Below are 8,752 nucleotides of genomic sequence, written 5' to 3' on the forward strand. Positions count from 1 at the left end.
GTCAATGTGAAGTATCTTCACGTAAAGACAAAATTCTAGCAGCGGCTTGCCGCCGATGCAAAGCGCGCGCCACCTGCCGAGCCAGAGACGCGCGCAAATGAAGAAGGGCCCGCCTCTTGCGAGGCGGGCCCTTCCCGGCTTGACCGGATACTGCGCGTAATGAAATTACTGCGCGGCGTCCTTCAGCTTCTTGAGCGGGCGAACCTTGACCTTGACCGAAGCCGGCTTGGCGGGGAACCAACGCTCTTCGCCCGTGAACGGATCCTTGCCGAAGCGCTTGGCCTTGGCGGGAACCTTCTGCACGGCGACCTTGAACAGGCCGGGCATCGTGAATTCGCCAGCGCCCTTCTTGTCCACGGAGCCCAGCACCGAGGTTTCCAGGCTGGCCAGGACGGCCTTGACCGACTTGGCTTCGACGCCGGATTGCTCAACGATGTAGGCGATGAGCTGGGTCTTGTTCATCGCGGCCTTGATGGCCTTGGGGGCGGCAGCGACCTTCTTGGCGGCGACGGCCTTCTTGGCAGCCGGCTTCACGGCGGGCTTGGCGGCAGTTGCCTTCTTTGCGGGCGCCTTGACGGCGGTCTTGGTGACTTTCTTGGCAGGAGCTTTAGCTTTCGTGGCCATGGTCAAAATCCGTATGTTGAGGACATGGAGCAGCGCGTGCCGGATATCGGCATTTGACGCTACGCGCCCGATGATAGCGGAAGAGTGGCGGTAAAAGCGGCTTTGCAGCGGGTTTTAAGCCACTGTTTGTTGTTTCCACGCAGAAAAGTGCCTTCTGCAAGGGGTTTCGCAAGAAGTCGTGACGTTCGCTGACGTTCTGACGGTTCGCGTTTGCGGGGCGCGCACGTGGGCCAATCGACGGCGCAACGTGCGCGCTCAGGGACGATTGCCGCGCGTGCGGATGAACCTATCTTGTGGCGCATGTTCCAATTGCGGGCGGCGCGCGCGGCGGGCATGGGCGGAACGTCCCGTGATTCGGACTTGTCCCAAGCGCGTTGCGCGCGCCCGAAGAAAACAGAACCTGGAAGTGAAGCAGCTATATGTTGATGAAGAAGTTGGCGGCGAGCCTGCTCGTTGCGACCGCCTGTATATCCAGCGCCATGGCGCAATCGATGCCGGCGCCCGCGCTTTCGGCCAAGGCGTGGCTGCTGCTGGATGAGACCAGCGGCCAGGTCATCGCGTCGCACGCGGCCACCACCCGCATCGAGCCGGCGTCCCTGACCAAGATCATGACGGCTTACGTCGTGTTCGATGCGATGACGAAGAAGGAGCTGACCGCTAGCCAGCTGGTCACCATCTCGACGCGGGCCTGGAAGGTGCCGGCAGGCAGCTCCAAGATGTTCCTGGAGCCCAACTCCAAGGTGTCGGTGGACGACCTGCTGCGCGGCCTGATGATCCAGTCAGGCAATGACGCGGCGGTTGCGCTGGCCGAGGCGGTGTCTGGCAGCGTCGAAGCCTTTGTCGCGCGGATGAACGACACCGCCGCCCGGCTGGGCTTGCACGCCACGCACTTTGCCAGCCCGCACGGGCTGCCGGATCCGAACACGTATTCCACCGCCAGCGACCTGTCGATCCTGGCCACGCGGTTCATCCGTGACTTTCCGCAGCTCTACAAGACCTACGATTCGGCCAGGCAGTTCACGTTCAACAAGATCACTCAGCCCAACCGGAACCGGCTGCTTTGGCTGGATCCCAGTGTGGACGGGCTGAAGACGGGCCATACGGCATCGGCCGGCTATTGCATCATTGCCACGGCGCAGCGGCCCAATGGCAAGGATCAGCGGCGGCTGATCACGGTGGTGGTGGGCACGGCGTCGGACAAGCTGCGCACGCAGGAAAGCCGCGAGTTGCTGGAATGGGGCTTCCAGGGGTTCAATACCATCAAGCTGTATGCGCGCGGACAGGCCGTGGCCACGCCCGAGGTCTGGAAGGGCGAGACCGACAGCCTGAAGGTGGGATTCTCGCGCGACGCCTACGTGACGGTGCCGGCCGGCGCGAAGGTCGAATCGGCCTGGGCGCCGCAAGCGCCGTTGATCGCGCCCATTGCCGCGCAGTCGACGGTGGGCGAACTGAAGGTGACGGTGGACGGCAAGCCCGCCATGCACTTTCCGGTGGTGGCGCTGGAGCCCGTGGCCGAGGCGGGCATCGCCGGGCGCGCATGGGATTCCATCCGTTTGTGGTGGCGAGGCACAGCGGGTTAACGCAACACGATTCGGAGGCAGGCGATGGCAGTGAGTTTTCCAGGCGGTCCGGCTGCGGCGCCGGGCCCAGACGATCCGCTGGCGCTGCTGTCGGCCTGTCATGGGCGCATCGCACGCCAATGCGCGACGCTGGCGCGGCTGGCGGCGCACCTGCCATCGCACGGCAGCGACACGGCGGCGCAAACCGCCGCCACCAGCGTTCGCCGGTATTTCGACACCGCGGCCGCGCATCATCATGAAGACGAAGAAGAAGACCTCTTTCCAGCCTTGATCGACTCGATGGCGGGGTCGGACGCGGTGTGCCTGCACGCGCTGGTGGACGGCCTGATGGCCGATCATCGCCGCTTGGCGGGCCTGTGGGAACCCTTGCGCCAGACGCTGTCCGAGATCGCGGCGGGGCGGCCGGCGCAATTGCCGCCGGAGCAGGTCCAAACCTTCACCGAGGCCTACGAAGCGCACATCCGGCGCGAAGAGGACGAGTTGCTGCCGATGGCGGCGCGGCTGATACCGGACGACGCGCTGGCTGCGATCGGTCAGGCCATGAAAGCGCGGCGCGGCGGCGAGGCCGGCTGAAAAGGCGCGTTGCGCGGGCGGGGGCGAGCGTTTACCCTTGCCGGACCGGCGGGAACGCCGATGCCAGGGAACAAGACAGGATGATGCTGGGGGGAATGAACGTCGCGCGCCGGCTGTTCGGTTCGTGGGTCGAGGATGTCAACCGGGTGACGCTGCGCGCCGACCTGGCGGCGGGGTTGTTGGGCGCGTTGCTGGTGCTGCCGCAGGGCGTCGCGTTCGCGACGCTGGCGGGCCTGCCTCCTGAATACGGCCTGTATTCGGCCATCGTGCCCTGTATCGTGGCGGCGTTGTTCGGCTCCAGCCGCCATGTGATGTCCGGACCGACCAACGCCAATTCGCTGGCGCTGTTTGCGGTGTTGGCGCCGCTGGCGGCCGCGGGCACCCCCGCCTACATTCAGCTTGCCCTTGCCGTGACCGTGCTGGTCGGGATCATGCAGTGGCTGGTGGGCACCTTGCGGCTGGGATCGCTGGCGCACTTTATTTCGCCGTCGGCGTTGTTTGGTTTTACCAGCGGTGCGGCCGTGCTGATCGCCGTGCATGCGCTCAAGGACGCGCTGGGTTTGCCCTCGACAGAGGCGCATGGTGCGGGCGCGGTGCTGGAAAGCATCGCCACGCATATCGGCCAGGCGCATCCTGGCGCCTTGCTGGTGACGCTGGTCACGCTGGGCACCGCGCTGCTGGCGCGCAGGCTGGACAAGCGCAAGCCATACATGCTGCTGGGCCTGGCGGCGGGGACATTCGCGGCGTGGGCCTTCAATTCGGTGGTCCCGCCGCAGGCAGGCACGCCGGTGCCTGTGCTGGGCGCAATCGCCCAACCGTGGCCGCCTTTTCATGTGCCCAGCGTCGACTGGCGCGCGCTGCCCGATCTCTTGAGCCTGGCATTTGCGTTGACCATCGTCGCATTGGCGCAATCCATCTCGATTGCCAAGGCGGTTGCGACGCGATCTGGCCAGCGCATCGACGCGAACCGGGAGTTCGTGGGACAGGGCCTGTCCAACATCGTGGGCGGCTTCTTTTCGTGCTACCTGTCCTGCGGCTCGCTCAATCGTTCCATTCCAAACTTCGAGGCGGGCGCGAAAACGCCGCTGGCGTCGGTGTTTTCCGCGCTGCTGCTGATGCTGCTGGTGGCGGTGTCCGCGCCGCTCCTGGCGTTGATCCCGCATGCGGCGATCTCGGGGCTGCTGTTGCTGGTGGCCTGGACGCTGCTGGACATTCCCCGCTGGCGTCACCTGTTGCGCACGCAACGCGGCGAATGCGCAATCGCCGCGGCCACGCTGGCCGCCACGATCGCCATCCGCATGGAGGTCGCGATCTTGCTGGGCACGGTGCTGTCGCTCATGGTGTACCTGCACCGCACGTCGCGGCCGGCGATGCGCACGATGGGCTTTGATTCGCGCGGGCCGGATCGCCGATTCGTCGTCCTGGAGCATCACCCGGACGCCTTGCCGGAATGCCCGCAGCTCAAGCTGCTGCGCATGGAGGGGTCAGTCTATTTCGGGGCGGCCGCGCACGTGGCGCAGCGGCTGCACGATCTGCGTTCGGCGCCGGGCGCGCCGCGCCATTTGCTGGTGATGGCCAAGAGCATGAACTTCATCGACCTGGCCGGCGCGCAGGTCTGGGACGACGAGTTGGCGGCGCGGCGCGCGATGGGCGGAGATCTGTATTTCCATCGGCCGCGGCCCGAGGTGATGGACATGTGGCGCCGCACCGGATTTCTGGCCCGGCTGGGCGAGGACCACATCTTTCCGGACAAGGCGACGGCGTTGCGCGAGATCTACGCCAAGCTGGACCGGAACATCTGCGCAGGGTGCACGGCCCGGATTTTTTGGGAATGCCAGCCGGACCGCCCGCAGCCCGACGGTTGAGGCGTTTGGCGGGTCAGGCTTTCTGCGGCGTCTCGGTGCCCAGATAAGCGGCCTTGACCCGCTCGTCGGCCGCGATGGCGGCCGGCGCGCCTTCGGCCAGCAGGCCGCCCCGCACCAGCACCGCGATGCGGTCCGCGTGCTTGAACACGACGTCCAGGCTGTGTTCCGTGAAAAGCACCGCAATGCGTTGCGTGTCCGCCAACTGGCGGGTCAGGCGCATCAGCGCGTGGCGTTCGTTGGTGGCCATGCCGGCGGTGGGCTCGTCCATCAAGAGCAGACGCGGCTGGTGCGCCAGCGCCATCGCAAGCTCCACCCGCTTGACGTCGCCATAGGCCAGCGTGCCGCACGCCTCGTTGGCCTTGTCCGCCATCTGCACTCGCGACAGCAGGGTCTTCGCTTCTTCAACCGCATGGCGGCCGGCGCGCCGCCATGGGTTGAACAGCAACCGGTCGCGCGAGAGCAGGGCGGTCTGAACGTTTTCCAGCACGGTCATCGAGCGGAAGGTGGCGGCGGTCTGGAAGCTGCGGCCCACGCCCAGCCGGCAGATCTTGCCGGCGGACAGGCCAACCAGTTCGCGCCCGTCCAGCCGCACCGAACCCGAGTCCGGGCGCAACTGGCCGCCCAACACATTGAAGCAGGTCGACTTGCCCGCGCCGTTCGGGCCGATCAGGGCCAGCATGTGGCCGGCTTCCAGGTCGAACGACACATCGGCCAGCGCGTCGATGCCGCCGAAGGATTTGCGCAGGTTGCGCACCTGCAGCAGGGGGGCGGCCGGGGTCATGCGGACCTCCTGCGCAGCCGGGCGGCAGCGCCTGCCAGGCCTTCGGGGAAGGCCATGACGAGCGCCAGGATCGCCAGGCCCAGCACCGCGTGCCAGTACTCGGTGCTGCGCGCCGCGGCATCCTGCAGCCAGGTGTAGGATGCCGCGCCGACGAGCGGGCCGGCCAGCGTCTGGATGCCGCCCAGCAGCACCATCACCAGTCCATCGACCGAGCGGCTGACGGCCAGCACGTCGGGCGCGATGCTGCCCTTGGAAAATGCGTACAGGGAGCCCGCCAGGCCCGCGGCGAACGAGGCGGCCACGAATCCGGCCCATTGGATGCGGCGCGTGTCCATGCCCAGCGCTTCGGCGCGCAAGGCCGAATCGCGCACGCCGCGCAGCGCGAACCCCAGCGGCGAAAACGCCAGCCGGCGCAGCCACCAGACGCCGGCCGCGCACAGCGCCAGCGTGAGGTAGTAGAACCAGGGCCCCTGCGCCAGCCAGGCCGACGGCCACAAGCCCGTCAGGCCGTTGCTGCCGCCGGTCACGTCATCCCATTGATAGGTCAGGGCCCACAGAATCTGCGCGACCGCCAGCGTCAGCATCGCCAGATACACGCCGGACAGACGCACGCAGAACCACCCGAACACCAGGGCGCCGAACGCGGCGGCAAACGGGCCCAGCAGCAGCGCCGCCTCCATGGGGATGGCGGCCAGTTTCAGGAGCAGCGCCGCGCCGTAGGCGCCCAGTCCGAACCAGGCGGCGTGGCCGAACGAGGTCATGCCCGCCAGCCCGGTCAGAAAGTGCAGGCTGGCGGCGAACAGGGCGGCGATGAGGATCTCGGTCATGAGGATGCTGAGGTAGGGCCAGGTCAGCGTCGCGACGGGCACCAGCGCCAGCAAGGCCAGCAACACGCCATAGGCCAGACGCAGGCGCGGACCCGCCGGGGATATGGGGCGCTCCGGCATGCCCGGGTGCGAAGTAGGGGCGGGGGGCTTACCCATCAGGCCCCACGGCCGCACGACCAGCACCACGGCCATCACGGCGAATTCGGCCAGCAGGGTGAGCTTGGACAGGTTGAAGACCCACGGGCCGATGGCGACCTGGCCCAGGAACACGAACAGCGCCTTGACCGAGCAGATCAGCACGGCCGCCAGGAACGCGCCAGGCACCGATCCCAAGCCGCCCACGACCACCACGACAAACGCGCTGGCGATGATTTCAAGGTCCAGGCCGAGGGTGGCGGGCACGCGCGGCGCCGCCAGCGCGCCGCCCAAGCCGGCGAGGAACGCGCCCAGCGTGAAGGCGGACGTGAACAGCCAGGCCTGATTCACGCCCAGCGCCGCCAGCATGGTGCGGTTTTCAGCGGCGGCGCGCAGCAGCCGGCCCCAGCGGGTGCGCATGAGCAGCAGCCACAAGAGGCCCAGCACGATGGGGCCGGCGGCAATCAGCAGGAGGTCGTATTCAGGGTAACGGCGGCCCAGGATCTGCACGGCGCCCGACAGGCCGGGCGCGCGGGCCGAGAACAGGTCTTCGGGGCCCCAGATGGCCAGGGCCGCGTCGCCGATGATGAGGACGAGGGCGAAGGTCGCCAGCAGCTGGAAGAGTTCGGGGGCGCGGTAAAGGCGCTTGAGCACCAGAAGTTCGGCCGCCGCGCCGATCAGGCCCGTCGCCAGCGCCGCCAGCAGCAGGCCGAACCAGTAGCCCGCGCCGCTGCCGAAATGGCTGGTGAAGGTCCAGGTCAGGTAGATGCCCAGCATGTAGAACGAGCCGTGCGCGAAGTTGACCACGCGGGTCACGCCAAAGATCAGCGACAGGCCCGCGGCGACCAGGAACAGCGCGCTGGCGTCGGCCAGGCCATTGAGCAGCTGCAGCAGCAGCCCGGACACATTCATCAGTGTGCCGGCCGCATCTTGCGTACCTGTTCGTCAGGCGGCTGCAGCCGCGCGCCGTCGATGTAGGCAAAGTCCTTCATGATGCCCTTGCCGTCTTCGACCGCGGTCACGCCCACGTAGACGCCCATCGTGGATTGATGGTCGATCTTGCGGTACTGGATCGGGCCGTAAGGCGTGTCCACCTTCAGGCCGGCAAAGGCGTCGACGAGCTTTTCCGTGTCCACGGAACCGGCGGCCTTCAGGCCCTGCGCTATCGACATCAGCGACGCGTAGCCGACCACCGACCCGACCTTGGGCGTTTCGTTGAAGCGCTTCTTGTAGGCCTCGACAAAAGTCTTGTTGGCCGGCGTGTCGATGGCATACCAGGGGTAGCCGGTGACGATCCAGCCGGTGGGGGTGTCGGCGCCCAGCGGTTCCAGATATTCGGGTTCGCCGGACAGCAGCGAGACGACCGGCATGTTTTCAAAGAGGCCGCGCGTGTTGCCTTCGCGCACGAAGCGCGTCAGGTCGGCGGCGAACAGCACGTTGAAAATGGCGTCGGGTTTGGCGTCGGCCAACGCCTGCACCACCGCGCCGGCATCCACCTTGCCCAGCGGCACGGCCTGTTCAGCGACGAATTCCACGTCGGACTGGAACGACTGCATCATGGCCTTGAAGGTGGCCACGGCGGATTGCCCGTATTCGTAATTGGGGTAGACGATGGCCCAGCGCTTCTTGCGCAGGGCCAGCGCCTTGGGAGCCACCGCCGCCACGTGCATCCAGGTGGACGGACGCAGGCGGTAGGTGTAGCGGTTGCCTTCCTGCCAGGTGATCTTGTCGGTCAGCGGTTCGGCGGCCAGGAAGAACACCTCTTGCTGCTTGGCGAAATCGGTCAGCGCCAGGCCGGTGTTGGAAAGAAACCCGCCGAACAGCAGCTCGACTTTTTCGCGCGCCAGCAGTTCCTGCGCGGCGCGGACCGAATCACCCGGATTGCCGTTGTCGTCGCGCGAGATGACTTCGAGTTTTCGGCCCAGGACGCCACCCGCGGCGTTGACCTCGTCAAGCGCCAGCTGCCAACCCTTTTTGTACGGTCCCAGGAAGGCGGGAATGGCTTTGTAGCTGTTGATCTCGCCGATGCGGATGGGCGGTTCCTTGTCTTTGGCGGCGGCGGGGGCGGCCGGAGCCAGGGCCAGGGCCAGGATCGCGGGCGCAAGCGCGCGGCGCAGCAAAGTGAGGCAGGGACGGATCATGGTGGAGTAATCGCAGGCTGAAGATGAATCGGGCCTCGCGCGCGCCTGGGGCGCCGCCGGTGCGGCCTAATTGAAACATGGGCCTCGGCGCAGCGGCAAATTAATGGCAATAAAAAGCCGGCAACAAGAAGCGGGCAACAAGAAGCCGGTGACCCGTCCTGCCATAGGTTGACACCTACGGCACGGTATCCGTAGCAGGCTACGGACTGAACACCCGGTGAACTTC

General features: G+C 66.8%; 7 protein-coding genes. 3 read left to right on the top strand and 4 right to left on the bottom strand.

The genetic code is table 11. From position 1 onward, the window contains the following. Positions 1–165: 165 nt before the first annotated feature. Complete coding sequence (locus tag KVT32_RS26395) at positions 166–624, bottom strand: HU family DNA-binding protein (RefSeq protein WP_056322817.1); 459 nt, start codon at positions 622–624, stop codon at positions 166–168. A gap of 419 nt (positions 625–1,043) precedes the next feature. On the opposite strand from KVT32_RS26395, the gene KVT32_RS26400 reads away from it, so the two are divergent. The 3 genes from KVT32_RS26400 (at position 1,044) to KVT32_RS26410 (ending at position 4,642) form a co-directional block, all read left to right on the top strand. Beyond that, the gene (locus tag KVT32_RS26400; protein ID WP_082586281.1) at positions 1,044–2,204 is read left to right on the top strand and encodes a D-alanyl-D-alanine carboxypeptidase family protein; all 1,161 of its coding nucleotides are present in this window, start codon (positions 1,044–1,046) and stop codon (positions 2,202–2,204) included. Between the two features lie 24 nt (positions 2,205–2,228). After that, positions 2,229–2,777, top strand: a complete 549-nt coding sequence (locus tag KVT32_RS26405) for a hemerythrin domain-containing protein (RefSeq protein WP_152385150.1) — start codon at positions 2,229–2,231, stop codon at positions 2,775–2,777. Between the two features lie 95 nt (positions 2,778–2,872). Beyond that, on the top strand, positions 2,873–4,642 hold the full coding sequence (locus KVT32_RS26410; protein ID WP_152385149.1) for a SulP family inorganic anion transporter: 1,770 nt from the start codon (positions 2,873–2,875) through the stop codon (positions 4,640–4,642). A 13-nt stretch (positions 4,643–4,655) separates the two neighbouring features. On the opposite strand, the gene KVT32_RS26415 is transcribed toward KVT32_RS26410, so the two are convergent. From KVT32_RS26415 to KVT32_RS26425, 3 genes are read right to left on the bottom strand one after another with little or no spacing between them, the layout of a single operon-like run. Beyond that, complete coding sequence (locus tag KVT32_RS26415; RefSeq protein ID WP_217619061.1) at positions 4,656–5,423, bottom strand: ABC transporter ATP-binding protein; 768 nt, start codon at positions 5,421–5,423, stop codon at positions 4,656–4,658. Next, the gene (locus KVT32_RS26420; protein ID WP_217619062.1) at positions 5,420–7,297 is read right to left on the bottom strand and encodes an ABC transporter permease; all 1,878 of its coding nucleotides are present in this window, start codon (positions 7,295–7,297) and stop codon (positions 5,420–5,422) included. The genes KVT32_RS26415 and KVT32_RS26420 overlap by 4 nt, the downstream gene beginning before the upstream one ends. Then, a complete protein-coding gene (locus KVT32_RS26425; RefSeq protein WP_217619063.1) occupies positions 7,297–8,526 on the bottom strand; it encodes an ABC transporter substrate-binding protein in 1,230 nt (409 codons plus the stop codon). Before KVT32_RS26425 ends, KVT32_RS26420 begins: the two co-directional genes overlap by 1 nt. Positions 8,527–8,752 lie beyond the last annotated feature (226 nt).

The sequence above is a fragment of the Achromobacter sp. GbtcB20 genome (assembly GCF_019091095.1).
GTDB classification, from domain to species: Bacteria; Pseudomonadota; Gammaproteobacteria; order Burkholderiales; family Burkholderiaceae_B; genus Achromobacter; species Achromobacter mucicolens.

What these genes read in the sequence shown, in the direction of transcription:
- KVT32_RS26395 (WP_056322817.1), bottom strand. Translation starts at nt 624, where the DNA reads ATGGCCACGAAAGCTAAAGCTCCTGCCAAGAAAGTCACCAAGACCGCC.
- KVT32_RS26400 (WP_082586281.1), top strand. Translation starts at nt 1,044, where the DNA reads ATGTTGATGAAGAAGTTGGCGGCGAGCCTGCTCGTTGCGACCGCCTGT.
- KVT32_RS26405 (WP_152385150.1), top strand. Translation starts at nt 2,229, where the DNA reads ATGGCAGTGAGTTTTCCAGGCGGTCCGGCTGCGGCGCCGGGCCCAGAC.
- KVT32_RS26410 (WP_152385149.1), top strand. Translation starts at nt 2,873, where the DNA reads ATGAACGTCGCGCGCCGGCTGTTCGGTTCGTGGGTCGAGGATGTCAAC.
- KVT32_RS26415 (WP_217619061.1), bottom strand. Translation starts at nt 5,423, where the DNA reads ATGACCCCGGCCGCCCCCCTGCTGCAGGTGCGCAACCTGCGCAAATCC.
- KVT32_RS26420 (WP_217619062.1), bottom strand. Translation starts at nt 7,297, where the DNA reads ATGAATGTGTCCGGGCTGCTGCTGCAGCTGCTCAATGGCCTGGCCGAC.
- KVT32_RS26425 (WP_217619063.1), bottom strand. Translation starts at nt 8,526, where the DNA reads ATGATCCGTCCCTGCCTCACTTTGCTGCGCCGCGCGCTTGCGCCCGCG.